The sequence below is a fragment of the Rhodococcus sp. PBTS 1 genome (assembly GCF_001620025.1).
GTDB classification, from domain to species: Bacteria; Actinomycetota; Actinomycetes; order Mycobacteriales; family Mycobacteriaceae; genus Rhodococcoides; species Rhodococcoides kroppenstedtii.
On record NZ_CP015219.1, the window covers coordinates 2,270,360 to 2,292,454 of the forward strand.

Genomic DNA, 22,095 nt, shown 5'->3' on the forward strand with positions numbered 1-22,095 from the left:
CCTGTCCGGCGTGGCGACGCTGCACCCGGACGCGCTCGGGGACACCGGCTCCGGTCCGGTCACGGTCTCCGTCCTGGGCCCCCTCGTGGTCACGGTCGGCGGGCGCGAGGTCTCGGCCGGCAGCCGCCGCCAGCGAGCATTGCTGCAGCGCTTGGTGATCGGCGGCTCCGACGTGGTTCCGGTGGACACCCTGATCGGCGATCTGTGGACCGCACCTCCCCCGCGTGCGCTCGCGGCTCTGCAGGTGCACGTGTCCAACCTGCGCCGCATCCTCGAACCGCACCGTCCGGCCCGTGGCCGTCCGCGGGTGCTGGTCGGGGCGTCCCCGGGCTACGGCCTGATCCTCCCGGAGGACGCAGTGGACACCCGCCGCGTCGACGGCGCGCTCATCCGCGCCCGCACGGCCGCCGACGCGGCCGACGCACGGCGGATTCTCGCCGACGCGCTGGGGCACTGGCGCGGCGCCGCCTACGCCGAGGTGCGCGACTTCCCCTGGGCGACCGCGGAAGCAGCTCGGCTCGACGACCTCCGCCTCGTCGCCCGCGAACTGCACGCCGCGTGCGGTCTCCGCCTCGCGGACCACGCAGCGGTCGTCGCGGAACTCACGGGCATCGTGCGGGATCGGCCGGACCGCGAGGAGAGCGTGCGTCTGCTCGCGACCGCGCTGTACCGATCGGGCCGCCAACTGGACGCCCTGGACGTGCTCGCGCGCAGCCGACGCCATCTGGCCGACGAATTCGGCGTCGATCCTGCGCCGCGGCTGCGGTCGCTGGAATCCGACATTCTCGCGCACCGGGACGTCGATGTCCCGACGCTCCCACCCGACTGGCAGGAACCGTCGACCACGCCCGTGGCCACGGTGCGGGTGCCACGCTCGCGACCGTCCGCCGAGCCCGCCGTCGACGCACGCCCGGCCGAGTCGGCCCGGCTGCGGGAGGTGCTCACGCGAACGAGGGTGCAGTCGCGCGCCACCACGATCTGGGTGACCGGCGAAGCCGGCGACGGCAAGACCACCCTGGCCGGCCGCGCGGCCGACGAGGTCCGCGCCCACGGGACGACCGTCGCGACGGGACGGTGCTCGGAAGTGCCGGGGGCGCCGCCCGGGTGGCCCTGGGAGCGGATCGAGCAGGAGCTGGCCGGGCAGGACCCCGCGGCGCCGCAGGACCCCACGGCGACACGGGTCCCCACGAGGTCGGCCTTCGAGCGCGCTCACCACCTCGAGGAGCTCTGCGAGCGCAACCTGGCCGGTGGCGGCGCTCTGGTTCTCGTCCTGGACGACCTGCACCGCGCCGACGAGACGACGGTGCACGTCCTGCGCCATCTCGTCGCGGCGTTCTGGGACCGCCCGCTCGCCGTCGTCGCCACCTATCGGCCGTCCGAAGTGACCCCGACGCTGCTTCCGGCGTTGGCCCCGGGTCGACACCGGTCGGACACCGTCGCGTTGGCCGGGGTGGGTTCCGAGGGCGTTCGGGCGGTGGCCCGCGCCGTCGGGGTCGTCCTGTCGCAGGACGTCGCGGACCGCATCGCCCGTCGCAGCGGTGGCAACCCGCTCTTCGCCCGCGAACTCGCCCGTCTGGTGGGCTCGCACGGACCGCGGCAGGCGGACGTCGCGGTGCCCGACGGCATCGACGCCGTCCTGCGGGCACGGCTGGCTCGTCTCCCCGAGAACACGACGGTACTGCTGCGGCGCGCCGCCGTCCTCGGCCGCGACGTCGATCTCGACGTTCTCGCCGACATCACGGACGAGGAGGACTGGCTCGACGCCCTCGAGCCGGCAATCGTCGACGGCGTTCTCGAGGACGTCGCACCGACGCGGGTCCGCTTCTCGCACACACTGTTTCGAGACGTGCTCTACGCGGACCAGCCGCGGCTGCGACGCGCTCGGGTGCACGCGCGGGTCGCCGCCGCCCTGCGCCGTCGGCCGCAGCCCGAGACGACGGCGGTCGCTCACCACGCACTCGCCTCGGCGACGGCGGCCACGGCTGCCGAGAGCGTCGCCCTCGCCCTCGCCGCGGCACGCGACGCGGACGAGGCCGGAGCGTGGTCGACGTCGTTGGATCTTCGGCGCCGAGCTCGCGAGGTCGCCGAGACCGCGGATCCACCCGACCCGGCCCTGCTGCACGACGTGCTGGTTCCGCTGATCGGGTCGGCGGCGCGCGCGGGCGACGCCACCGGCGCGCGTCGACTGCGCCGCGAGGCCATCGAGCTCGCGGACCGCCTAGGCCGGTCACCGTTCGCGGCGGCCACGGGGTGGACCGCGCCCCCGGTGTGGTCGCTCCGCGACTCGGCCGAGCCGGACCGGCCGATGATCGCCGTGCTCGACCGGTTGCTCGACGAAACCGTCGATCCCGGTGATCGCGCTCGCCTGCACGCCGCGGCGTTCTTCGAGTGGGAGGGCCTCGACGATGCCGCAGCGGAACGTCACGCCGTCTCCGCCGTGCGCGAGGCGGACCGCAGCGGCGACCCCGAGGCCGTGTGCCGAGCGTTGGGCGCCTTCGGGTACCTCGCCTACGGGCCCGACCACGACGACGCTCGCGAGCCGGCCGCTCGTCGACTGCTCGCGGTCGCCGCGGACCGGGAACGTGGCGACCACGTCGCGGTCGCGTACTTCCAGCTCTTCCTGGCGGCCTGTGCCCGTGCCGACCTCGTCGCCGCGCGGGCCGAACTCGACCGGGCGCTGGCGGCGGCCGCAGGCACCCAGCTGCTCGAACTCGTCGGGGTCGCCGAACTGTTCGACGCCCTGGTTCACGCCCTCGCCGGCGACGTCGACGAGGCCGTCCGCCGCTACGACGCCTTGTCCCGCGACATGGCCGAGCAGGGACTTTCGCTCGCATCGGTGTTCGGCCTGATCAGCCGGGTGATGCGGGCGCAGGCCACCGGCGTCGTCGACGACGACCTGTGGCAGCGAACCCGGCGAGCCGCGAACGACACCTGGTTCCCGGTCGAGGTGCCCACCGCGTTCGTCCACCTCCTCGCCGGCGACCGGGGAACCGCTGCCGCGCTGTATCGCCGGAGCCCGAGACCGGCGCGGGACTACGCGTGGCGCGCCTGGACGGTCATGCGCGCCCACCTCGCCGCGGCCGCCGCGGATCTCGAGGAGTGCCGGCTCGTCTACGACGCGCTGCTTCCGTTCACCGGCACGTTCGGCGGGCTCGACGCGGGCTCGTTCTCGGTGGGCACCGTCGACGCCGCGCTGGCGGCGACCGCCGCCGCGCTCGGCCGGGACGACGACGCCGCGGTCCATCGCCGCCGCGCCGAGGAGACGGAGGACCGGGTCAGGCATGCTGCGCGAGCACTGCTGACGGCCCGAACACCGCCCGTTCCCGACGGTGGTGCCGCGACGCCATCACCTTGATCATCAGGCGCGCCGGCAGCGGGAACTCCCGACGAATGGCCGGGCGCTCGGCGTCGGTCAGGCAGTCGAGCGCGCGGGCGATCTCGAAATCGGGCCGGGCACCCTTCTTGGCGGCCTTCTCCACCTGCGCCCACCGATCGAGGGGAACGAACCCGGTGATCATCGGGAAGATCGTCGCCTCTTCCTCCGCGATGTGTTCGGTGAGCAGATCGCGCAACCGTCCGAGATGGCCCGCGAGCGCCGCGGCCGCCGTGCGGTCGGGCAGCTGTGGGGCGAGCTCGCGTATGCCTGCCAGGATCGGATCGAGGGCGTCGTGGTCCTCGGTGAGCTCGGACAGGTCGACGTGGGGGCCGGCGGTCTCGACGAGGATCGGCCACAGGACGTCGTCCTCGGTGCGGTGGTGGTGCTCGATGCTGGTGCAGAACAGCTGCAGGTACCCGGCGACGGCCGCGCCGTGCCGGGCATCGGTGGGTGCACCCGCGGCCAGGCCGGCCAGCAGATCGGTGAGTCGACCCGCGTCGGCGATCATCGCGCGGTGCGACAGCCGCATTCCGAGGGTGTCGTCGTACGTGGTGGGGCGGGCGGGGCTGGTGCCCATGGCGGTTCCTCTCGTCGGGGGCCGGACCCGGGAGGTCGGGTCGGCCGTCACGAGGACTGTGCGCGGCGCCGCTTGCAGTTTGCTTGTACTCGACTTCTCGGGTCGGAACCGACGGTCCGGTGTCGGTGGGCCGTGATAACCCTGAAAGGTGAATGCCCGCACCCACGACCTGCTCGATCCTCGCCGCATCTGGGCCGAACCGGAGGCGATCGCTGACCTACGCGGCCAAGAGGTGCTGGCCCGCTTCCCGTCCGCCGAGTTGATCGAGGTCGACTCGCATTGGCAGATTCCGTCGCTGCACGGCAACGAGGGCAACATCGACCGATGGGTGCGGGTCAAGACCGAGGACCTGGTGCTCGGGGTCAAGAAGTCGCTGACCGCGCGGCCGAACGGACGGTCGGCGGACTGGATCGCGCCGTCCACGGCCAACGGGTGCGCGATGGCCTGCGCCTACTGCTACGTGCCCCGCCGCAAGGGCTACGCCAACCCGATCACGGTGTTCACCAACATCGACAAGATCGTCGGCTACCTCGGCCGCCACGTGACACGGCAGGGTCCCAAGCCCGCGCCGAATCAGTGCGATCCGACGGATTGGGTCTACGACATCGGGGAGAACAGTGATTGCAGTGTCGACGCCACGGTGAGCGACAACGTCGCCGACCTCATCCGTGCCTTCGCGGGGTGGGACGGCGCGAAAGCCAGTTTCGCCACCAAGTACGTCAACCGGGACCTGCTGTCACTGGACCCGCGCGGGGGCACCCGCATCCGCTTCTCGCTGATGCCGGAGCAGGAGTCGCGCCTGCTCGACATCCGCACCTCCCCCATCGCGGAGCGACTGGCCGCGCTCGACGACTTCGTGGCCGCCGGTTACGAGGTCCACCTGAACTTCTCCCCGGTCGTGCTCGTCGAGGGGTGGGAAGAGCGGTGGACCACGCTCGTCGACTCGATCGCCGCCGCGACGGGTGAGAACTTCAAGAAGCAGGCCGCAGTGGAGGTCATCATGCTGACCCACAACCGCGATCTCCACGAGGTGAACCTCGGCTGGCACCCGAAGGCGGAACGAGTGCTGTGGACCCCGGAGACGCAGCAGGCCAAGCAATCCCAGAACGGCGCGCTGAACGTCCGCTACCGGAACGACGTCAAGGCCGCGGCCGTGGCCCGGTTGACGGACATCATCGCCGAACGTGCACCCTGGCTCACCGTGCGGTACGCGTTCTAGGCCGCCCGGGCCGTCAGCCGAGAGCGACCAGCGCCACGGGATCCGACAGCATCGCGGCGACGTCGGCCAGGAACCGCGACCCCTGCTCGCCGTCGACCAATCGGTGGTCGAAGGACACGGCGAGCGTCGTCACCTGCCGCAGGGCGATCTCGCCCTCGAACTCCCACGGCTGCCGCCGGATCGCGCCCATGCACAGAATCGCGGCCTCACCGGGATTGAGGATCGGGGTGCCGGCGTCGACGCCGAACACGCCGACGTTGGTGATCGTGATGGTGCCGTCCTCGAGGTCGCGCGGACCCGTCTTGCCCTCCTTGGCGACGGCGGTCAGATCGGCGAGGGCGACCGCCAGGTCGCGCAGGCTCATCCGGTCGGCGTCCTTGACGTTCGGCACCATGAGTCCGCGCGGGGTCGCGGCGGCGATGCCGAGATTCACGTAGTGCTTGGTGACGATCTCCCGAGTTTCCTCGTCCCAGGCGGAGTTCAACGACGGGTTCCGACGGACCGCGGCGAGCACGGCCTTCGCCACCAGAACGAGGGGCGTGATTCGCACACCGGCGAGGTGCCTGGACTCGCGCAGACGGTCGAGCAGTTCCATCGTCGGCGTGACGTCGACGGTGACGAACTCCGTCACGTGTGGCGCGGTGAAGGCACTGCGCACCATGGCGTCGGCCGTGTGCTTGCGTACGCCCTTGATCGGCGTCCGGGTCTCCCGCGCCGAGGCGTCGAGCGGGGCGGAGTCGGCCGGGTGGGCGTTCCGGTCGAGATACGCGGTCACGTCCTCGCGGGTCACCTCGCCGTGTGGGCCGGTCGGCGGCACGTCCGCCAGATCGATTCCCTCCTGTCGCGCGAGGAAGCGCACCGGCGGAGCCGCGAGCGGCCGGGACGACTCCGCCGACGGAGCGGGGTGGTCGCTCGGCCCCGCATCGGCCACGGACCCGGTCGCCGGACGGCCTCCGCGGCGGCCGGCCGTCTCCCCCGTGACGCCGTAGCCGACCAGCACCGGCACCCGGCCCTCCCCGGTCGCCTCGTGTCCGTTCGTGGCAGGAGGAGCCGTCGAGGCGTCGGTCGGCGCCTCGCTCGGGGCCCCGGCCGGCTCGGCGGTGGCCGGCACGGTGGCGTCCGGCACGGCCTCGTCCTGCCCGTCGCCGATGTCGATGATCGGCGTGCCCACCTCGACGGTGCTGCCGGCCTCGACGTGCAGCGCCAGGACGGTGCCGGCGTACGGGGACGGCAACTCGACCGACGCCTTGGCCGTCTCCACCTCGGCGATGACCTGGTTCAGTTCAACCGTGTCACCCGGGCCGACCGACCAACTGATCAACTCGGCTTCGGTGAGACCTTCGCCGAGATCGGGAAGAAGGAAGCTGCGGGCGCCCATGGTGGGGTCCTCTCGTCGTCGGTGTCACCCCGAGAGATCGTCTCGGGTGTGATCCACACAACTCCAACACCGGGACGCAGTTCGCGCAACAGGTGTGCAGCGGATTGCGCACGATGCCCGATCGCTGGCCCGAACGATGCGACCCGACGTACCGTCTGCGTCACATCACCGCGGGCACGAAGCGACCCGTCGCCGGACGACCACCGTCGACACCTGGACTCGGCCCGCGCACCGTCTCGTTCGGAGGTGTCCGTGCCGTTCGATCCCCGCCGAGAACTCACCGGATACACCGCCCGGCGCGGCCGCGTCGACCTGCTCGAGCTGCCCGCGCGTCGCTACCTCGCCGTCGACGGTTCGGGCGACCCGAACACGTCGTCGTCCTACGCCGACGCCCTCGCGTCGCTCTATCCCGTCACCTACGGACTGAAATTTCTGTCCTCCCGAGAGCTGGGCCGCGCCTACCGCGTGCCACCGCTCGAGGCGTTGTGGTGGGCCGACGACATGAAGGCGTTCACCGCGGGCCGAAACAAGGATCGGTGGCACTGGACGGTGCTCACCGTCGTCCCCGAGTGGATCACCGACGAGCACGTGGGGACCGTGCTCGGCCGGGTGCGGGACCGCGCCGGCGGGCCGCCGCCACGCACGGTCGACCTGCGCACCGTCGAGGAAGGCACGGTCGTGCAGACCCTCCACGTCGGTCCGTACGACGACGAGGGACCGGTCATCGCGGCGATGCACGACGACGCAGCGGCACGCGGCCGGTCGCTCACCGGCCGCCACCACGAGATCTACCTGAACGACGCCCGTCGTACCGCCCCCGAGCGCTTGCGAACGATCCTGCGCCAACCGGTCACCGGGAGTTGACGGGCTCAGTCCAGATCGTCGTGACTGATGAGCTGACGCGCGGCCTCGGTGATGGACCCGGTGAGCGACGGGTAGACCGAGAAGGTCTGGGCGAGATCGCGAACGGTGAGGTTGTTCTGCACGGCGATCGCGATGGGCAGGATCAACTCCGACGCGGTGGGCGCGACCACGACGCCACCGATCACCACACCGGTGGCCGGGCGGCAGAAGATCTTCACGAAACCGCGCCGCAGACCGGACATCTTGGCGCGCGGGTTGGTGTTGAGCGGCAGCATCACCGTGCGGGCCGGCACCTCGCCGTTGTCGATGGCCGACTGACCGACGCCGACCGTGGCGATCTCGGGGCGGGTGAAGACGGCAGAGGCGACGGTCTTGAGCTTGATCGGGCTGACGCCCTCACCGAGCGCGTGGTACATCGCGATGCGACCCTGCATCGCCGCGACCGACGCGAGCGGGAGCAGGCCGGTGCAGTCACCGGCGGCGTAGATGCCGGGCACGCTGGTGCGCGACACGCGGTCGACGCGGAGGTATCCCCCACGGTCCAGTTCGAGGCCGACGTTCTCGAGCCCCAGTTCCGCGGTGTTGGGCACGGACCCGACGGTCATGAGCGCGTGCGAGCCCTCGACGGTCTGCCCGTCGGAGAGCGTCACCACGATGCCGTCCTCGGTGCGCGTCACCGAATCGGCGCGCGCCTGCTTGACCAGCGTGACACCCCGCTCGGACAGCACGTCCTCGAGCACGAGGGCGGCGTCCGCGTCCTCGCCCGGGAGTACGCGATCACGGCTCGACACCACCGTGACCTTGACACCCATCTCGGTGTACGCCGAAACGAACTCCGCACCGGTCACGCCGGATCCGACGACGATCAGATGCGACGGGAGCTCGTGCAGGTCGTAGAGCTGGCGCCAGGTCAGGATGCGTTCGCCGTCCGGCTGGGCACCCGGCAGCACCCGGGGGCTCGCGCCGGTGGCGACGAGCACCACCTCGGCGTCCATGCGCTCGGTCTGCCCCGTCGACAGGGCCGCCTCGACGGTGTGCGCGGCGAGTCCCGGCTGCGTGTCCACCACCTTCGCCGTGCCGGAGAGCACGCGCACTCCGACGGTCTGCAGTCGTGCACGGATGTCCGAACTCTGGGCCTGCGCAAGCGATTTGACGCGATTGTGGATCTGCGGCAGGTCGACGACGGCCGACGACGGATCGAGTTCGATACCGAGGTCCGTCGCGCGGCGCATGTCCGTCCGGATGCCGGTGGAGGCGATGAAGGTCTTGGAGGGGACGCAATCCCACAGCACGCACGCCCCGCCCACCCCGTCGGAATCGACCAGGGTGACCGACCCGCCGTGTTGTGCGGCGACCAGGGCGGCCTCGTAGCCGGCCGGTCCGCCGCCGATGATCACGATGCGGGTCATGAAGCCTCCGTGGTGGATGTGCGGGAGAAGAAGCGAGCGTGAGGGTCACTCACACCGTCCAACCTAATTCACCGCACCGACGGTCCGCTCCCCGACCCGAGCCCGTCGCGCGGACGGATTAGGCTGACCGCCGTGCCGATCTACGCCGCCTACGGTTCCAACATGCATCCCGAGCAGATGCTCGAGCGGTGCCCCCACTCCCCGGTGGCCGGGACCGGATGGTTGCAGGGTTGGCGCCTGACCTTCGGCGGCGGCGACATCGGGTGGGAAGGCGCGCTGGCCACGGTGGTCGAGGACCCCGACTCGCGCGTGTTCGTCGTTCTCTACGACGTGCCGCCGGAGGACGAGGACCGCCTGGACCGCTGGGAGGGATCCGAGCTCGGCATCCATCGCAAGATCCGCCTCCGCGTGGACACCCCGGACGGGCCGGTCCTGGCGTGGCTCTACGTCCTCGACGCGTACGAGGGCGGCCTGCCCAGTGCGCGCTACCTCGGCGTCATGGCCGAAGCGGCCGAGATCGCCGGCGCCCCCGCCGACTACGTGCGCGATCTGCGCACCCGCAATTCCCGCAACGTGGGGCCGGGCACCGCGCCCTGACCGCGCGGCCCGGTCGCCGACGGCTCAGGCGTGCTCGGGGCCGTCGAGTCCGAGGGCCAGTGCGGTCATGACCCGCGTCCCCACGGCGAGCGCCCGCTCGTCGAGGTCGAACGTCGGTTGGTGGATGTCGAGCTGCGGACCGTGGCCCGACCACACGCCCAGGCGCGCCATTGCCCCCGGCACGTGCTCGAGGTACCAGGAGAAGTCCTCCCCACCGCCGGACTGGGCCGTGTCCGCGAGCGCGTCCGGACCGAGCGTGCGGATGGCCGCCTCGAAGCGGCGCGTCGCGTGCTCGTCGTTGACGACGGGCGGGACGCCGCGGCGGTAGTCGACCTCGAACTTCACCCCGGTGGGTGCCAGCACCCCGGCCACGATCTCGCGCACGAGCGGTTCGAGGAGTTCCCACGTCTGGTGGTCGCCGGTGCGGACGGTGCCGGTCAGCATGCCCGTCTGCGGAATCGCGTTCGGCGCCTGGCCCGCGACCACCGCACCCCACACCATGACGGTGCTGGTCCGCGGATCCACGCGGCGGCTCAACAGTCCCGGCAGCGCCGTGACGACAGACCCCAGCGCGTACACGAGGTCGGAGGTCAGGTGCGGGCGGGAGGTGTGCCCGCCGGCCGAGTGCAGTCGCAGTTCGACCGTGTCCGCGGCCGAGGTGATCGCACCGACACGGATGCCCACCTTCCCCACCTCGAGCCGGGGGTCGCAGTGCAGGGCGTGGATCTGGGTGACGCCGTCGAGCACCCCGGCCGCCACCAGGTCCAGCGCACCGCCGGGCATGACCTCCTCGGCGGGCTGGAAGATCAGCCGGACCCCGTGCGGGAGACTCGGCAGCGACGCGAGCACCACGCCCGTCGCCAGCAAGACCGTCGTGTGCGCGTCGTGACCGCAGGCGTGGGACACCCCCGGCACCGTCGACGAGTACTCCGCCCCCGTGAACTCGGTGAGCGGCAGCGCATCCATGTCCGCCCGCAGCGCGATCCGCGGACCCGCGGGACCGATGTCGCACACCACGCCGGTACCACCCGGCATCACCGTCGGCGACAGCCCGACCGCGCGGAGGGTGTCGACCACGAGCGCGGTGGTCGCGAACTCCTGCCGCGCCAACTCCGGATGCGCATGGATGCGACGACGCCACGCCACCAGATCCGCACCGTGTGCATCGATCCAGGCGTCGGCGGGATTCATGGTCGTCTCGTCCTCTCGTGTGCCGCCGCGACGAGGCGGTCGCGGTGGTGCGTGTCGGTGGCCGCGAGCGCGGCGACCCGCGCCAGAGCTCGGGCACCGTCCACCACGGCGCGGTCGGCGGACTCGGTCACGCATGCCGCAGCGAACTGTGGTTGGTGGGTGACGGATCCCTGCGAATCCAACCCGATCACCGGGTGGATGCCCGGGACGCGCGCAGTCACGTTACCCATGTCCGTACTGCCGAACGGCCGCGACGTCTCGAACTCGCGGGGCGCGGCGGTGCGCCCGAGGTCGCCGACCACGTCGCGGTAACGCTCGACCAGCCACGGGTCCGGCGTCAGTTCCGTGTACGTGGGCGACACCGTCACCACGTCGTGGGTGCACCCGGTGGCCACCGCACCGGCCTCGAAGCACCCGCGTGCTCGCCGGTCCAGATCGGCCAACTCGTCCGCGGTGTCGGCTCGCAGGTAGTACAGGAGTTCCGCCGACCCGGGGACGATGTTGGGCGCCGTTCCCGCGTGGCCGACGACGCCGTGCACCTGCTGACCCGGCCGCAGATGCTGGCGAAGCAGGCCGATGCTCACCTGCGCGACGGTGGCGGCGTCGGCGGCGTTGATCCCCCACTCGGGCGCCGCGGACGCGTGGGCCTCCCGGCCGGTGTAGCGCACCGCGATGTCCGCCAGGGCGAGCGAGCGCGCCGCGACGATGTCGAACGGGCCGGGATGCACCATCATCGCCGCGCCCACGTCGTCGAACAGGCCGGCCTCGAGCATGACCACCTTGCCGCCGCCGGTCTCCTCGGCCGGCGTACCGAGGACCCGGACGGTCAGGCCCAACTCGTCCGCGACGGAGGCGAGCGCCAGCCCCGCCCCCACCGCCGACGCCGCGATGACGTTGTGCCCGCACGCGTGGCCGATCTCCGGCAACGCGTCGTACTCCGCGCACAGGGCGATCACCAGGTCTCCGGAGCCGAACCGCGCGTCGAACGCCGTCGGCAGCCCCGCCACGGCGCGGTCGACCTCGAAGCCGCCGGCGGCCAGGAGATCGGCCGTGGCCGCCGAGGCGAACGTCTCCTCGAACGCCAGCTCCGGGCGGGCGTGGATCGCGTGCGACAGCGCGAGGAGGTCCGGAGCGGCGGCGGTGACGACGCCGTCGAGAGCGTCGGCCGGGGAGGAGGTCACGCCCGACAGTCTGTCACCGGTCGAGTGCCACCGGTCACGAGCCGAAGGAGAACGAGCTCTCGCCGGTCTGCACCGACAGCGCGGCGAGCGTCCGCGTGTGGATGCTGTCCTTGATCGACGTCAGGTTCGGGCCGTGCGTCGCGGTGCGCGCGGCGGCGATCTCGACCGCTCGGGCGACGACGGCGTCCTCGGCCGCGCTCTCGCCGACGATGTGGTGCTCGACCGCGTCCGCGGCCCCGTACCGGCGGCCGGTCGTCATGGCCTCCACGGCCGTGGCGTTCGGCAACCGTTCGAGCAGCAACGTGGACATGCCCTCGGTGAACGGCATGCCGAGACTCACCTCGGGCAGGCAGAAGAAGCCGCGGTCGGCGCGCATGACGGACGTGTCGTGGCACAACGCGAGCATGGCTCCGGCCCCGAAGGCGTGACCGTTGATCGCGGCGATGGTGGCCATCGGGAACCGCAGCAACCGTGTGTAGACGGTGTGCACGAGGTCGAGGTACTCCGGAATGCGGTCGGCGTGCGCGAACAGGTAGTCCGTGTCGAGTCCGTTGGAGTAGAACTTGCCCGCCCCGACCGTCACCAGAGCAGCCGGCCCCTCGGTCGCGTCGACCTCGTCGAGCAGGGCGTGCACCTGCTCGATCCAGTCCGGGTGGAAGCGGTTCTCCGGATTGACACCGTCGGCATGGGCAAGCGTGAGGACGAAGACGTCCCCGTCGCGCTCGAGTGCAGGCATGATCGGATGGTACTCATCGGTAACCTCGGGCCGTCGGGCGCTGGCCCACGGCGACCGGACCACCGGCCCGTTCACGAGGTGCGCCGACCCCGATCGAAGGGAACGATGTCCGAGTGGACCTCGCCGCCGTGCTGCAGACCGTCGCGATAGTCCTGCTCGTGGCGGCGTCGGCGATGTTGGTGTCGGTGGGCGCCTACGGTTCCGGTGTGGTCCTCGGATCGGCATCCGCGGTGTGGTTCTGGCGGCTCTACCGGACCTTCTCGGATTGACGGTCCGGGGCATTAGGGTCGACGTGGTGAGCACCCCCAGCGCAGTCGCCGACCCGGAACTCGACCCCACCACCGCCGCCGAGGCCGCCGCGGCAGCCCTCGTGCAGATCACGGGCGTCGAGCGTCATCCCGTCGCCGTCGTGCTCGGGTCGGGGTGGCAGCAGGCCGCCGAGCAGTTCGGCGAGCCGGACCACGTCGTCCCGATGTCCGAACTGCCGGGCTTCGCGGCTCCGCGCGCGCTGGGTCATGCGAACGCCATGTGGTCGGTCGGGGTCGGCGAGACGCCGGTGTTGATCCTGCTGGGCCGCACACACGCCTACGAGGGGCATCACCTCGCGCGCGTCGTCCATCCAGTGCGGACGGCGGCTGCGGCGGGCGCGCGGACGGTGGTGCTGACCAATGCCGCGGGCGGTATCCGGGACGGGATGGCCGTGGGCGACCCCGTTCTCATCTCCGACCACCTGAACCTGACGGGCCGCTCCCCGATGATCGGGGCGCAGTTCGTGAACCTCGTCGACGCCTATTCCGCCGAGTTGCGCGCGGTGGCTCGGTCCATCGACCCGACGCTCGCCGAGGGCGTCTACGCCGGATTGCCGGGCCCGCACTACGAGACGCCCGCCGAGATCCGCATGCTCCGCATCCTGGGCGCGGACCTGGTGGGGATGTCGACGGTCCACGAGACCATCGCCGCGCGGGCCGTGGGAGCGCGCGTGCTGGGCATCTCGTTGGTGACCAATCTGGCCGCGGGCATCACCGGTGAGCCGTTGGACGGCGAGGAGGTCATCGCCGCCGGCGCCGCGTCGGCCGTCCGGATGGGAACGCTGCTGCGCGAGCTGGTTCCGCACCTGTGACCGCCCCGGAACAGGACCGCCGGGACCTCCGGGACCGCCTGGAACGCTGGCTCGCCGACGATCCGGATCCGGACGCGCGCGCCGAGCTCGTGGCGGCGTCCGACGACGACCTGGCCGATCGTTTCGCCGCCACACTCGCCTTCGGTACCGCCGGTCTGCGCGGTCCGGTCCGCGCCGGCCCGAACGGCATGAACGTCGCCGTCGTCGTCCGCGCGAGCGCCGGCGTCGCCGCGTACCTGGCGGCGCGCCACGAGCCGGGGTCGGAGATCGTGGTCGGTCGCGACGCGCGACACGGTTCGGCAGCGTTCGCCACCGCCGCCGCGGAGGTGTTCGCGGCGAGCGGTTTTCGCGTGACCTTGCTCCCGGACCCGCTGCCGACGCCGATCCTGGCGTTCACCACCAGGGCGCGCGGCGCCGTCGCGGGCGTCCAGATCACGGCCTCGCACAATCCGCCCGCCGACAACGGCTACAAGCTCTACCTCGACGGCGGAGCGCAGTTGGTCTCCCCCGCCGACCGGGAGATCGAGTCCCTCATCCGAGCCGCGGACGGCGCGGCCCGCATCCCCCGGACCGCCGTCACCCCGACCACCGACGACGTGGTCGGCCCCTACCTCGACCGGCTCCGGGACCGCGTGCCCCCGCGAGACGGCCACTCCCGCATCAGGATCGCGCTGACACCCCTGCACGGTGTCGGCGGCGCCATCGCGGTCGAGGCGCTGGGCCGGGCAGGCTTCACCGACGTCGTCACGGTCGACGAGCAGTTCGACCCCGACCCCGACTTCCCGACGGTCACGTTCCCGAACCCCGAGGAAGCGGGAGCCGCCGACCTCCTGCTCGCACTGGCCGAGCGCACCGGGGCGACCCTCGCCGTGGCCCTGGACCCCGACGCGGACCGGTGCGCCGTCGGCGTCCGAGGCCCCGGCGGGTGGCGGATGCTCAGCGGCGACGAAACGGGCGCCGTGCTGGCCGACCACATTCTGCGCACGAGCGCACCGGGCGCCCTGGTGGCCACCACCATCGTCTCGTCCACGCTGCTCGGTCCGCTGGCCGCGGCCCGCGGCGCACGCCACCGTCGGACGTTGACCGGGTTCAAGTGGCTCGTCCGCGCCGGCGACGGGCTGGTCTACGCGTACGAGGAAGCCATCGGCCACTGCGTCGACCCGGACGCGGTGCGCGACAAGGACGGGATCTCCGCTGCCGGCCTGCTCGCCCACCTCGCGGCGGACCTCGCCGAGCAGGGCCGCACCGTCCTCGACGTCCTGGACGACCTCGACGTCGAGTTCGGTGCCCGCGTCGGCGCGCAGGTGTCCCGACGGGTCGATAACCTCGCCGAGATCGGCGCCATGACCACGCGGCTGCGGCGGAACCCGCCGACCACCCTGGCCGGGTCCCCCGTCACGACGTCGGACATGAACGATCGCACCGACGAACTGCGCACCGACGCACTGGAACTCGTCGGCGATCGCTTCCGGGTGGTGGTGCGGCCGTCGGGAACCGAGCCGAAACTCAAGGCCTACCTCGAGGTGATCGAGCCCGTGGACGGCCGAGCGGACCTCGACTCGGCGCGGGCACGCGCGCGGGCCGTACTCACCGAGCTCGAGGAGTTCGCCCGGACGTTCTGACCGTCAGCGCGGTCCGAACTGCCGATCCCCCGCATCGCCCAGACCGGGAACGATGTAGGCGTTCTCGTTCAGGCCCTCGTCGACGGCGGCCGCGATCAATCGGACCGGCAATCCCGCCGCGCCGAGCGTCTCGACGCCCTCCGGGGCCGCGACGACGCAGATCGCCGTGACGTCGTCGGCGCCGCGTTGGACGAGCAATTCGATGGTGTGCACCATCGACCCGCCGGTGGCGAGCATGGGGTCGAGGACGTAGACCGGGTAGCCGGCCAGGTCGTCGGGCAGCGATTCCATGTACGGCGTCGGCTGGTGAGTCTTCTCGTCGCGGGCGATGCCGACGAATCCGACGCGCGACTGCGGGATGAGCGAGCTCGCCTTCTCCACCATGCCGAGCCCGGCGCGCAGGACCGGGACCAGCAGGGGCGGCGAGGCCAGGCGGTAGCCCGTGGTCGTCGCGACGGGGGTGTCGACGTCGAAGGTCTCGAGGGGCGCGTCCCGCAACGCCTCGTACACCAGCATCTGGGTGAGCTGTCGGAGCGCCGACCGGAAACCGGGGTTGTCGGTGGCCCGGTCACGCATCTGGGTCAACAGCGCGGACGCGAGGGGGTGGTCGAGGACGATCGTCTCCATACCGGGGGTGGTGGTCACGCCGTCGACCCTAGAGGGCGGAACCGGAACCGGCGGCGCGGCGTCCAAGACGACAGCGGCCGCTCCGTGTGTGGGCGGTGCCGCGACCGCTCGAGAGAGGACATGCCCATGACCACCCCCGCCGTCCACGTCGACCCGGAGCACCTGCTCGCCCTGGCCGCCTCGCTGCACCACACCGCCGCGACCACGGCGGACGTCGCCGGAGCCGGGCGCGCGGCCGCCGTCGTGGGTCCTGCCCTGGGCCCGATCGGGGGCGCCTTCGCCGCCGTCTTCGGCGAGGCCGTCGGCCGCCACTGCGCGTCGCTCGATTCGCTCGGCGAGGTGGTCGACGCCGTCGGCGCGCGGGTCGGGGCGGCCGCGCACGCGTACACCGAGGGTGACGACGCCACGGCCGCGGACCTCCGCGGATGAGGGCGTCCACCGAGCCGGCGTCCCCCGTCCGGCTGTCACCCACCGCGGCGCCGGACTCGATCACCGTCACCCTGACGGTGCCCGGCCTCGATTCCCTGCTCGCCCCGATCGACGGGGTGCTCGCCCAGCTGGGCCGTGGCGTCCTGCCGCCCGGCTCCGTGGACACCGTCCTCGCGGCCGGCGCGCAGGCCGCCGATGCCGTCGGCTCCGCGCTGCGGACCGCGGTCGACGACGTCGACTGGTCCGGTCCCGCCGCCACCGCCGCCGGTGACCTGGTGGCCCGCGCCGCCGAGGCCGCGACGGCGTTGGCGCGCGAATCCGAGGCGCTGGCGTCGCTCGCCGCTCGGGCCTGCGAGGTGGTCGCGCGCGGAACCGCCGAGGTCGGGGCAATCGCGTCCTCGTTCGTCGCGGCCGCGACGCCGTTGCTGCCGACCGCCGTGACCCCGGCCGGGGCCGCGGCCGTGGCGACACTCGCGGACACGGCCCTCGCGCAGGCGGCCGCCGTCGCCACTCGGGTCCGCGCGGAACTGGATGCGCTGGGCGGTGAGGTGGCGGCTCTGGTTCCGCCGGTCGTGCCCTCCCTGCCGGGCCCACCGTCCCTCGTCACCGACGTCGAGCGGTTCCTCCAGCGCACGCTCGACCCGATGCCCGGCACGCCGGACGCCGGACCCGCCGAGTCCGCACCCGGACACCGGGCCTACGACCCCGCCGCCGGAGGTACGGGCCGCGAGGTCGTGCTGCCGGACGGCTCCACCGCGCTGGCGCCGAACGCCCGCGCGGCCGAGGCCGTCCGATTCGCCCTCGCACAGCAGGGCACCCCGTACGTCTGGGGCGGCACCACTCCCGGCCAAGGGCTGGACTGCAGCGGCCTGACGCAGAGCGCGTACGGCCAGGCCGGAGTGGATCTCCCCCGCCTCGCGGCCGAACAGTCGGTCGGGAGCCCGGTGTCGGTGGAGAACCTCATGCCCGGAGATCTCGCCGTCTGGGACGGCCACGTCGCCATGGTGGTGGGCAACGGGCAACTCGTCGAGGCGGGCGACCCGGTGTCCGTCTCACCCGTCCGAACCACCAACGCGGGCATGGCCTTTCACGGGTTCTATCGGCCCACGGAATGAGGCCTCGGTGCGCGGACCGCCACCGCCCCGGCGCTGAGATAGGCTCGCGCGCATGGCACAGGACATCGTCCCGATCGAGCTCGGAGTCACCGCCGGCGACCTGGTCACCCTGTGGGCGCCGGAATGGCGCGAGGACGGCGAGGAGTGGGAGGCCTTCCTCGGCCGCGACGATGCGCTGTTCGCCTTCCCGTCGGTCGCCCACCTCGCGGCGTTCATCCGCGCCGACGACGACAACGATCTGGTCGACCATCCGCAGTGGCGCACCGTGCGCGCCCTGTCCGCCGAGCACATCGAGCCGGACGACGATCACGTGTACGACCTCGTCGGGGTCCCCGAGCTCGCAGCGGAGGAGCCGACCGAGGAGACCGTGATCGAGCTCGCCCGAGCACTGGGGATGGCGCGCACCCTCGGTGAGGTCTGCGAACTCGACACCGTCACGCGCTACTTTTCGGCCAACCACCTCTTCGCCGTGCTCGGACGGGGAGCCGACGCGTTCGTCGGCCGCGAGGGCAAGCAGCTGTGGAATCGCATCGGCGCGGCCCTGGCCACCGGGTGGGACGACGTCCTGGACGAGATCGACGGCGTGCTCACCACCCCCGAGGTCGACGACAAGGCAGTGGCGGACGCGGACGCCGAGATCGTCGCGGCCGCCGAGAACATCGTCGATGCCGACGCACCCGACGAGACCGACGATCCGGACCTCGACGTCGAGCCCCGCACCGACGCCGCCGCGATTCCCGCCGTCGGCGGGGCATCGGCGAGCCGGGGTGCCGACGACGCAGAGGACACTCTCGACGAGGAGGATCTCGACGAGGACGACTTCTGGGCCTCGGTGGGCATCGACCCCATCCGCATCATCACCGGCGAGAACACGTACTACACGCTGCGCTGCTACCTCGACGACGAGCCGATCTTCCTCGGCCGCTCCGGCGCGATCCTGGTCTTCACCAGCGAACGCGCTCTCGCGCGCTACCTCGCCGACGACCACGAGCACGACCTCGCCTCCCTCGAGACGTACGACGACGTGCGGACCGCGGCGATCGACGGCTCCCTCGACGTGACGGTCACCGACGAGAACGTCTACGTTCTGCCGGGCATCGCCGACGACCTCGCTCGCGGACCCGAGGCCGTCGACGCCGACCAGCTCGATCTGGCCGTCGAACTTATTACCGACGCAGCGGATTTCGCGGGCGACTCGTCGGTCGAGGAGGCACTCGCACCGTCCACGCCGCTGGGGTGGTTGGTATCGGGGATCCTCGAGCCGACGCCGGGCCGGATGGCGCCGAGCCCGCCGTTCGACGCCGAGGCGGAGTCCTGGCGCGACCTCGAGCGGGAGTTCGAGACGCGGCTGCGCGTCACCTCCTGATCGACCTGCCTCAGCGCACACAGGTCGGCCCGATCGACGGGATCCCGCCGATCGGGCCGACCTGTGTGCACCAGGGCATGCCCTCGGGGATGACACCCCGGCCCGTCACCCCACGCGCTCGTAGAACTCGAGGTGTCGGGCCGCGGCGTCGGCCCAGGTGAGCGACCCCGCAAGCGCACGCCCCGCGGCCGCCAGGGAATTCGAGTCCATCGCCGTCTCCAGGGCGTCGGCCGTCGCCTCGGGGGACCCCCCGTAGCGCACGGCGTGCCCGAACACCTCCCGGAAGACCGGCAGGTCGCGGACCACCACGGGGACCGACGCCGCCAGCGCCTCCATCGCGGCCAGCCCGAATCCCTCCTTGGTCGAGAGGAACGCGAACGCCGCGGCGCCGGCCACCACGGACGGGAGCACGTCGTGGTCGACGGTGCCCAGGACCTCCGGCGGTGTCCCGCCCAGCTCGGCGAGCCGCGCGTCGAACCGCGCGCGGTAGTCGCGGTAGTCGAACAGGGTCTCGCCCCCGGCGAAGACCAACCGCACGTCGGGACGCCGCTCGCGCAGCACCGCGTACGCCTCGAGCAGGTCGAGGCTGCCCTTCCGCGGTTCTATCCCGCCCACGGCGAGGACGTACCGATCCAGGCGGGCCCGCCACTCGTCGCCGTGCGCCGTCGCGAATCGCGCCGCGTCGACACCGTTCGGAATGACGGTCGGGTCGAGGCCCCAGCCCGCGGCCACCTCGTCCGCGACGGACCGCGACACGCAGAGATGCGCGTAGGGCTGCACGATGGCCTTCTCGTGACAGGCGGCCAGGGCGGGCGTGGTGAAGGTCTCGAGGTGATGGATCGTGCGGATGCAGCGCCCGACGGCGTTGGCCGAGATGCAGTCCTGGGCGTGGACGATGTCCGCCGAGCCGGCCTCGAACGCGCTGCCGAGCAACGCGATCGAACGCAGGATCCGGTCACCGACCGACTCGCCCTCACGGTGCGGGAACGGCACCAGCCGGACGGTGACGGCGGGATCGATCGGACGGTAGAAGCCCTCGTCGCCCCCGCGTGCGAGCGACCACAGCGTGACGTCGGCTCCGGCGGCGGCCAGCGCCTCCGCCAGTTCGACGGTGTGCACGACGCCGCCCCGCGGCTTGGTGGAGTAGGTCAGGAGTGCGACACGCACGGGTCCCCCTGGTCGATACGGTGATGGGAGCGATAGGTTTCCGGACGCCGTTCGCACAGGTGATGCAGGGTGCGGCGGGCCCGCTCGACCTCCGCGTCGATGTCGAGGTCGCACCACGCCAGGCCGCCCTTGTCCCGCGTGCGGCACAGCACCTCGCCGCCGGGGCCGACCACCTTCGCCTGCCCCAGGAACCGCAGGGAACCCATCACACCGGTGTGGTTGGACGACAGCAGCACCACCTGATTCTCGGCGGCCCGCGCTCCGTCGTAGAGGTCGAACAGGCGAGACTGCCTGTCGTTGGCCAACTTCGACGCCCGGTCGGTGACGCTGGCGGGCCACGCGGACAGTGCTGCGATCACGCGGGCGCCGTCGAGGGCGAGGGTGCGGGCGGCCTCCGGGAACGTCTTGTCGTAGTCGATCAGCAAACCCATCCGCCCGACGGGGGTGTCGAAGGCGGAGAACGACTCCCCCGCCGCATAGGCCAGATGCTCCCCGGCGGGTCGATGCACCTTGCGGTGCGAGCCGAGGATCCCGTCACCGGTGAGACAGACCGCCGCGTTGTAGCGCTCGCCGGCGGCACACTCCGTGTAGCCGAGGCAGACGGTCATGCCCCCGGCGGCCCCGACGATCCGCGTCAGTTCGGGGCCGCGGGGATCCAGCGCCGGCGGCAGGTCGTCCACGTCGGGGTCGGTCAGGTCGCCGAGATAGCCGCCGAGGCACGCGTCGGGAAACACGATCAGATCGACCCCGCGGCGGTGACCGTCCTCGATGATCCCCACGACCTTGTCGACACATCGGTCGACGTCCCGTCCGAAATGCCCGGCGAGCGCCCCGACGCGCATCGTGACCACGGTGCGCCCTCAGACCCCGGCCGGCTCGCGGGAGGAGATCGACGCCAGGTGTTCGGCGAGGTACTCGGCGTCGCGGGCGACGGCCGCGAAACGTCCCGACCCCCAGGTGTTCTGCCACGGCAGACCCAGGAAGCAGAGCCCCTCGGCACCGGTGACGCCACGGACGTGGGCGGGACGGCCTTCGCCGTCGAACACCCCGACCTTCACCCACCGATAGTCACGACGGAACCCGACCGCCCACACCACCGACGTGATGCCCGCAGCGGCGAGGTTCAGCTCGGTCGGTTCGACGTCCGGTCGCCACACCGGGGTGTAGCGCGGCTCGGTGGGCGCGTCGATGCCGGCGGCGTCGATGTACGCGTCGATGTCGTTCTTGATGCCGTCGGCCACGGCGTCCGCGGCGTCCAACGACTGCTCGAGGGTTGGCGCGATTCGCAGGATGCCGGTCGCGTCGACGTCGGTGAGCCGCCCGTAGAGGCGCATCCCTTCGAGCGCGAAGGCACGCAGGTCGATGTCGCGCCCGCCGTCCCGTCCCGTCACGTAGTGGTTGGTGCTCTCGCGCTTGGCGAGTCCGCCCGCATGGTCGGCGATCGAGACGTCGTAGACGCCCATGTCCTGCAACCACGCCACGCAGTCGCGTCCGCGGTAGAACCGTGCCACGCGCGGTGCGGACCCGGCGACCAGGTGCACCTGCCGCCCCTCGAGATGCAGATCCTCGGCGATCTGGGCGCCCGACTGGCCCGTCCCGACGACCAGCACGGAGCCGTCCGGCAGCGCGGCGCCGTTGCGGTACTCCGACGAGTGAATCTGCGCGACTTCCGGTGAGATGCGTTCCGCCAGGGGGGGAATCGACGGGAGGTGGTAGCCGCCGACGGCCACCACCACCTGATCGGCGGTCATCGCCCCGGCCGACGTCTCGAGGTGGTAGCCGCCGCCGAGTCGCTGCCGTAGCGAGTGGACCGCCACGTGCTCGCGCACCGGCGCGTCGAACGAGTCGGCGTAGCGACGGACGAAGTCGTACACCAGGTCCCGTGTCATGAACCCGTCGGGATCGTCCCCGTCGTAGGCGTATCCGGGCAGGACGCACTGCCAGTTCGGGGTCACCAGGGTGAAGTTGTCCCAGCGACCGTCGATCCACTCGTGCGCGACGGTGTCCCGCTCGAGGACCACGTGGTCGACGCCCCGCTGCGTCAGGTGCCAACTCATCGAGAGTCCGGCTTGGCCCGCGCCGATCACGACGGCGGTGCGATGCTCGGTCATCGCCCACCCC

At 72.1% G+C, this 22,095-nt stretch carries 20 protein-coding genes; 10 read left to right on the forward strand and 10 right to left on the reverse strand.

What is annotated here, in order from left to right; translation table 11 throughout:
- Positions 1-10 precede the first annotated feature (10 nt).
- A complete protein-coding gene (locus tag A3Q40_RS10225) occupies positions 11-3,355 on the forward strand; it encodes a BTAD domain-containing putative transcriptional regulator (protein WP_068101992.1) in 3,345 nt (1,114 codons plus the stop codon).
- On the opposite strand, the gene A3Q40_RS10230 is transcribed toward A3Q40_RS10225, so the two are convergent.
- Positions 3,276-3,953, reverse strand: coding sequence for a hemerythrin domain-containing protein (locus A3Q40_RS10230; protein ID WP_068101994.1), 678 nt, complete (start codon positions 3,951-3,953; stop codon positions 3,276-3,278). The two genes, A3Q40_RS10225 and A3Q40_RS10230, sit on opposite strands and share 80 nt — an antisense overlap.
- Positions 3,954-4,101: 148 nt before the next feature.
- On the opposite strand from A3Q40_RS10230, the gene A3Q40_RS10235 reads away from it, so the two are divergent.
- A complete protein-coding gene (locus tag A3Q40_RS10235) occupies positions 4,102-5,172 on the forward strand; it encodes a spore photoproduct lyase family protein (RefSeq protein ID WP_068101996.1) in 1,071 nt (356 codons plus the stop codon).
- 13 nt (positions 5,173-5,185) lie between these two features.
- On the opposite strand, the gene A3Q40_RS10240 is transcribed toward A3Q40_RS10235, so the two are convergent.
- The gene (locus A3Q40_RS10240) at positions 5,186-6,550 is read right to left on the reverse strand and encodes a dihydrolipoamide acetyltransferase family protein (protein ID WP_068101998.1); all 1,365 of its coding nucleotides are present in this window, start codon (positions 6,548-6,550) and stop codon (positions 5,186-5,188) included.
- Positions 6,551-6,802: 252 nt separating this feature from the next.
- Here A3Q40_RS10240 and A3Q40_RS10245 point away from each other — a divergent pair, with 252 nt between their 5' ends.
- On the forward strand, positions 6,803-7,414 hold the full coding sequence (locus tag A3Q40_RS10245) for a GyrI-like domain-containing protein (RefSeq protein ID WP_068105874.1): 612 nt from the start codon (positions 6,803-6,805) through the stop codon (positions 7,412-7,414).
- A 5-nt stretch (positions 7,415-7,419) separates the two neighbouring features.
- On the opposite strand, the gene A3Q40_RS10250 is transcribed toward A3Q40_RS10245, so the two are convergent.
- On the reverse strand, positions 7,420-8,823 hold the full coding sequence (locus A3Q40_RS10250) for an NAD(P)H-quinone dehydrogenase (RefSeq protein WP_068102001.1): 1,404 nt from the start codon (positions 8,821-8,823) through the stop codon (positions 7,420-7,422).
- A 132-nt stretch (positions 8,824-8,955) separates the two neighbouring features.
- On the opposite strand from A3Q40_RS10250, the gene A3Q40_RS10255 reads away from it, so the two are divergent.
- Complete coding sequence (locus A3Q40_RS10255; RefSeq protein ID WP_068102003.1) at positions 8,956-9,420, forward strand: gamma-glutamylcyclotransferase; 465 nt, start codon at positions 8,956-8,958, stop codon at positions 9,418-9,420.
- Positions 9,421-9,444: 24 nt separating this feature from the next.
- Here the strand turns inward: A3Q40_RS10255 and A3Q40_RS10260 are convergent, their stop codons facing one another.
- Genes A3Q40_RS10260 through A3Q40_RS10270 form a run of 3 tightly spaced genes read right to left on the reverse strand, consistent with a single transcriptional unit; the run spans position 9,445 to position 12,528 of the window.
- Positions 9,445-10,611, reverse strand: coding sequence for a M20 family metallopeptidase (locus tag A3Q40_RS10260; RefSeq protein ID WP_068102005.1), 1,167 nt, complete (start codon positions 10,609-10,611; stop codon positions 9,445-9,447).
- The gene (locus tag A3Q40_RS10265) at positions 10,608-11,792 is read right to left on the reverse strand and encodes a M20 family metallopeptidase (RefSeq protein WP_068102007.1); all 1,185 of its coding nucleotides are present in this window, start codon (positions 11,790-11,792) and stop codon (positions 10,608-10,610) included. Before A3Q40_RS10265 ends, A3Q40_RS10260 begins: the two co-directional genes overlap by 4 nt.
- 34 nt (positions 11,793-11,826) lie before the next feature.
- Positions 11,827-12,528, reverse strand: coding sequence for an enoyl-CoA hydratase/isomerase family protein (locus tag A3Q40_RS10270; protein ID WP_068105877.1), 702 nt, complete (start codon positions 12,526-12,528; stop codon positions 11,827-11,829).
- Positions 12,529-12,641: 113 nt separating this feature from the next.
- Here A3Q40_RS10270 and A3Q40_RS20205 point away from each other — a divergent pair, with 113 nt between their 5' ends.
- From A3Q40_RS20205 to A3Q40_RS10280, 3 genes are read left to right on the forward strand one after another with little or no spacing between them, the layout of a single operon-like run.
- Complete coding sequence (locus A3Q40_RS20205) at positions 12,642-12,797, forward strand: hypothetical protein (RefSeq protein ID WP_156511655.1); 156 nt, start codon at positions 12,642-12,644, stop codon at positions 12,795-12,797.
- 26 nt (positions 12,798-12,823) lie between these two features.
- Positions 12,824-13,648, forward strand: a complete 825-nt coding sequence (locus A3Q40_RS10275) for a purine-nucleoside phosphorylase (protein ID WP_068105879.1) — start codon at positions 12,824-12,826, stop codon at positions 13,646-13,648.
- Positions 13,645-15,270, forward strand: coding sequence for a phospho-sugar mutase (locus A3Q40_RS10280; RefSeq protein WP_068102010.1), 1,626 nt, complete (start codon positions 13,645-13,647; stop codon positions 15,268-15,270). Before A3Q40_RS10275 ends, A3Q40_RS10280 begins: the two co-directional genes overlap by 4 nt.
- Before the next feature lie 3 nt (positions 15,271-15,273).
- Here A3Q40_RS10280 and upp read toward each other — a convergent pair whose 3' ends face one another.
- Positions 15,274-15,897 (reverse strand): uracil phosphoribosyltransferase, encoded by a 624-nt coding sequence (gene upp / locus A3Q40_RS10285; protein WP_068102012.1) that lies wholly within the window; start codon positions 15,895-15,897, stop codon positions 15,274-15,276.
- A 126-nt stretch (positions 15,898-16,023) separates the two neighbouring features.
- Here upp and A3Q40_RS10290 point away from each other — a divergent pair, with 126 nt between their 5' ends.
- From A3Q40_RS10290 to A3Q40_RS10300, 3 genes are read left to right on the forward strand one after another with little or no spacing between them, the layout of a single operon-like run.
- On the forward strand, positions 16,024-16,326 hold the full coding sequence (locus tag A3Q40_RS10290; RefSeq protein WP_068102015.1) for a type VII secretion target: 303 nt from the start codon (positions 16,024-16,026) through the stop codon (positions 16,324-16,326).
- Positions 16,323-17,441 carry a C40 family peptidase gene (locus A3Q40_RS10295; RefSeq protein ID WP_068102017.1) on the forward strand — a complete coding sequence of 373 codons (1,119 nt, stop codon included), beginning with the start codon at positions 16,323-16,325 and terminating at the stop codon, positions 17,439-17,441. The genes A3Q40_RS10290 and A3Q40_RS10295 overlap by 4 nt, the downstream gene beginning before the upstream one ends.
- A gap of 52 nt (positions 17,442-17,493) precedes the next feature.
- Positions 17,494-18,807 (forward strand): primosomal protein, encoded by a 1,314-nt coding sequence (locus A3Q40_RS10300; protein WP_068102019.1) that lies wholly within the window; start codon positions 17,494-17,496, stop codon positions 18,805-18,807.
- Positions 18,808-18,912: 105 nt separating this feature from the next.
- Here A3Q40_RS10300 and A3Q40_RS10305 read toward each other — a convergent pair whose 3' ends face one another.
- The 3 genes from A3Q40_RS10305 to A3Q40_RS10315 are packed head-to-tail and all read right to left on the reverse strand — an operon-like array spanning position 18,913 to position 22,085.
- On the reverse strand, positions 18,913-19,974 hold the full coding sequence (locus A3Q40_RS10305) for an MSMEG_0565 family glycosyltransferase (protein WP_068102020.1): 1,062 nt from the start codon (positions 19,972-19,974) through the stop codon (positions 18,913-18,915).
- Positions 19,956-20,816 carry a carbon-nitrogen hydrolase family protein gene (locus tag A3Q40_RS10310; RefSeq protein WP_261774935.1) on the reverse strand — a complete coding sequence of 287 codons (861 nt, stop codon included), beginning with the start codon at positions 20,814-20,816 and terminating at the stop codon, positions 19,956-19,958. The genes A3Q40_RS10305 and A3Q40_RS10310 overlap by 19 nt, the downstream gene beginning before the upstream one ends.
- 18 nt (positions 20,817-20,834) lie before the next feature.
- On the reverse strand, positions 20,835-22,085 hold the full coding sequence (locus tag A3Q40_RS10315; protein WP_068102024.1) for an MSMEG_0569 family flavin-dependent oxidoreductase: 1,251 nt from the start codon (positions 22,083-22,085) through the stop codon (positions 20,835-20,837).
- Between the last annotated feature and the right edge of the window lie 10 nt (positions 22,086-22,095).

Coding starts and splice junctions, on each gene's coding strand:
- A3Q40_RS10230 (WP_068101994.1), bottom strand. CDS start 3,953: ATGGGCACCAGCCCCGCCCGCCCCACCACGTACGACGACACCCTCGGA.
- A3Q40_RS10240 (WP_068101998.1), bottom strand. CDS start 6,550: ATGGGCGCCCGCAGCTTCCTTCTTCCCGATCTCGGCGAAGGTCTCACC.
- A3Q40_RS10250 (WP_068102001.1), bottom strand. CDS start 8,823: ATGACCCGCATCGTGATCATCGGCGGCGGACCGGCCGGCTACGAGGCC.
- A3Q40_RS10260 (WP_068102005.1), bottom strand. CDS start 10,611: ATGAATCCCGCCGACGCCTGGATCGATGCACACGGTGCGGATCTGGTG.
- A3Q40_RS10270 (WP_068105877.1), bottom strand. CDS start 12,528: ATGCCTGCACTCGAGCGCGACGGGGACGTCTTCGTCCTCACGCTTGCC.
- upp (WP_068102012.1), bottom strand. CDS start 15,897: ATGGAGACGATCGTCCTCGACCACCCCCTCGCGTCCGCGCTGTTGACC.
- A3Q40_RS10290 (WP_068102015.1), top strand. CDS start 16,024: ATGACCACCCCCGCCGTCCACGTCGACCCGGAGCACCTGCTCGCCCTG.
- A3Q40_RS10295 (WP_068102017.1), top strand. CDS start 16,323: ATGAGGGCGTCCACCGAGCCGGCGTCCCCCGTCCGGCTGTCACCCACC.
- A3Q40_RS10300 (WP_068102019.1), top strand. CDS start 17,494: ATGGCACAGGACATCGTCCCGATCGAGCTCGGAGTCACCGCCGGCGAC.
- A3Q40_RS10310 (WP_261774935.1), bottom strand. CDS start 20,816: ATGCGCGTCGGGGCGCTCGCCGGGCATTTCGGACGGGACGTCGACCGA.
- A3Q40_RS10315 (WP_068102024.1), bottom strand. CDS start 22,085: ATGACCGAGCATCGCACCGCCGTCGTGATCGGCGCGGGCCAAGCCGGA.